The organism is Spirosoma sp., assembly GCF_048594605.1.
Lineage (GTDB): Bacteria > Bacteroidota > Bacteroidia > Cytophagales > Spirosomataceae > Spirosoma.
This window is the reverse complement of record NZ_JBMDWV010000251.1, coordinates 1-2,028: the sequence shown is the minus strand read 5'-3', so window position 1 is coordinate 2,028 and position 2,028 is coordinate 1. Positions and strand designations below refer to the sequence as shown.

General features: G+C 40.3%; 1 protein-coding gene and 1 pseudogene. Both read left to right on the top strand.

Annotated elements, in window-relative coordinates:
* A pseudogene (locus tag ACOJS8_RS15590) lies at positions 1-1,257 on the top strand (hypothetical protein); the annotation flags it as partial.
* 14 nt (positions 1,258-1,271) lie between these two features.
* The coding region (locus ACOJS8_RS15585; protein WP_420149468.1) for a hypothetical protein at positions 1,272-2,028 on the top strand (757 nt) is incomplete at its 3' end.

The window sequence follows — 2,028 nt, the reverse complement described above, 5'->3', positions numbered from 1 at the left end:
ATCCGAGCTAAAATTTTAAATGAGGGTGGAGATTTGGATAGCACTGAACTAATCTGGTTCTATCCAAGCAGTATGTCAACAAATCGGCTGGCCCTATTCAATAAAGCCTGGGACAATGCTTTCAGGAGGTTAATTACCTCCAAGCAACAGCCTATTCGGCTATCCGAATCGTTGGCTCCCTTCTATTTTTATAATGAACAGGCAACTGCTCAACCCGCTGTTAGCATAGATATTGGCGGAGGAACAACCGATTTGGTCATATTCGTTAACAATGAACCTATTGCGCTCAGTTCATTCACATTTGCTGCTAATGCTATATACGGAGATGGTTATACAGGCCAACCTATGGATAATGGGTTCATTCAAACTTTCACAGATCCTATAAAAGAAAAACTCAAAGAAAATGAATTGAGCGATTTACAGGCTATACTGGATCAACTTACTGACTTAAATACGGAATTTCAATCGTCTGATATCGTCTCGTTTTTCTTTTCTCTGGCTGACCATACGGATATTCGGACTAAAAACATCCCCTTATCGTTCGCCGACCTATTAGCCCAAAATACGAGGATGAAAGTAGTACCGATGACGTTTTATTTGAGCTTGTTTTACCATATTGCCCGATTGATGCAGGGATTAGGATTAGATTCTCCCCAATTCATATTGTTCAGTGGCAAAGGCTCAAAGCTCACGACCATTTTAGATCCTGACCCTAAACTGCCTTCTCTACAGAAGTTGACCAAACTGATTTTTGATTATGTCTATCAAAAATCATGTCCTTCAGTAGAACTAAAACAGACAGCCAATCCTAAAGAAGTGACCAGTAAAGGCGGGCTATCAGATAAAGCTCTCGCAAAGTTGAAAGCGTTAGACTTAGACACAATCAAAACAGTACTCACGGGCACATCAACAACAGAGGTTATAAAAGGTACGTTGACAGGGCGAACCTATCAGGAGGTTGTTGGCGATTTGGCGTATCGAAATAATGTAGTAACCGAAGTACAGCAAATCGCTAAATTGATACCAGTTCTTGACCGCCAACTGCGGTTTATGGATAAATTTGGTATTGATACGGCTACGTTACAGGTCGTTATTGATGTATTAACCGATGAACGCTTACTCGTTAATGCATATCAGGCCGGATTGGATGAGCGTGTTGCCGAGATAGGTCAGGCAACCTCTGAAGTACTCAACGAAACGCTCTTTTTCTATCCGCTGGTAGGAGCCTTACATGAAGTCGCTAAACGGGTAGCTTAACTAAACAAGTAGTGATGAGAGCTGTTAGAATGTCGTTGGTGAGTGTTTTGTTGCTCGTTGGGCTGAGCGGCAACACACCGCCAGAACATAAGTTTAATAAAGCAATCGATTATATCAATTGGCGATATACCGACAATATTATGATTCGTACGGAGCCAGTCCGTTGGAAGAAAAAATACGTCGTTATAAAAGAAGTAGAGAGTGTTCCAGATTGGGATAGTTTGCAACGAGCAATGACAAAAGACCCTAATACGAGACAAGGTCTTTCTGAAACGATTAATGGTTATAAACGCAGGTTTTCGTATCTCAATTCAGATGAGGAATTTAAAAAATTTATTGAGAAAGATATATCTTCTTCATTTATCATCGGTGGTAAATCATTTCAAATTGACACTTCTGTAGTTCATGAAACTAAAAAGGGGGTATTGGATTACTTAAATTTAAACCCTCTACCACCAGAAATTCCGCAATCTGGACAGCTCACGGATTTAACAACTCTTCCTCGAGATTATAGTCCCTTGTGGTGGAACCTTGTAGTAGGCGGGACAGCATTTTTAGCCATTGGCGTTATTGGCTTGCTTGTATTCGTAATAATTCTATCGCGAAAGGTAAATCGTTTGGAGGGAAGTTTAAACAAGCCGAATGTAGTAAATCATCCTATAGATCACACTCATACCATTGAAGGAGATGACGAAAAGACAAAAGCTCAATTAAAAGCGGAAATTATCGCTGAATTAAAGAAAGAGCTGAATACGCCAGGCTTTCAAGAAG